Source organism: Acinetobacter minutum, from assembly GCF_035916735.1.
Classification (GTDB): Bacteria; Pseudomonadota; Gammaproteobacteria; order Pseudomonadales; family Moraxellaceae; genus Acinetobacter.
In genome coordinates, this window is record NZ_JAQIHG010000070.1 from 1 (window position 1) to 798 (window position 798).

The following is a 798-nucleotide window of genomic DNA, read 5'->3' on the forward strand; positions in this document are numbered from 1 at the left end:
CTAAATAGATCCAGCATCACACATAAATACAACCAACCTTGCTTGGTACGGATATAGGTAATATCAGTTGTCCAAACTTTGTTAGGCTGCATGACTGTAAATTGACGCGCCAATAGATTTGGTGCTGTAGGCAAACGATGATTTGAATCAGTCGTATACTTGTATTTACGTGCAATCCTGCTACGTAAACCAAGCTTTTTAAGCATTCTTCCAAGGGTTCGCTCGCTCATGCTGTAACCTAAATCATGCATGTCATGTACCAATGAAGGTGCACCCAATCGTGCATGATGCTGCCAATATACGGCTTTTAAGTCATTATATTTCTGCGCTGTATTGGCCTGGCGTTTTCGCCAGGCATAATAGCCTGAAGTGCTGACACCCAGGCATTTACAGGCAGAAGATACAGTGACTTCATTCACATCCAGATCTTGAATTACCGTGTACTTTTCTTGGCATGATCTGTCAGAAAGTACACATGCGCTTTTTTTAAGATGTCATTGGCTTCCTTGAGCTGTTTGACTTCTTTCTCTAATTCTAAGATCCGTTGCTGTTCTGGTGAAAGTTGGCGTTTGCTTGAACCCGCCTGATTGGTTTCACGAATCCATTTGTCTAAAGTTGAATAACCCACACCTAATTTCTGGGCGATTACAGCGATAGGCTCATGTGAGTTTGAAAGTGCATAATCAATTGCCTGTTGCTTAAATTCTGGACTAAAGCGTTTAGCCATTTTTATATCTCCAAAGTTAACGTTACGTTATCTTTAGAGGGATGAACTGTCCATTATTTTGGCTAGGATCA

At 41.1% G+C, this 798-nt stretch carries 1 pseudogene; it reads right to left on the reverse strand.

Going from position 1 to position 798, the window contains the following annotated elements:
- Positions 1-727, reverse strand: a pseudogene (locus tag PAE54_RS12425) (IS3 family transposase); the annotation flags it as partial.
- Positions 728-798: the final 71 nt, after the last annotated feature.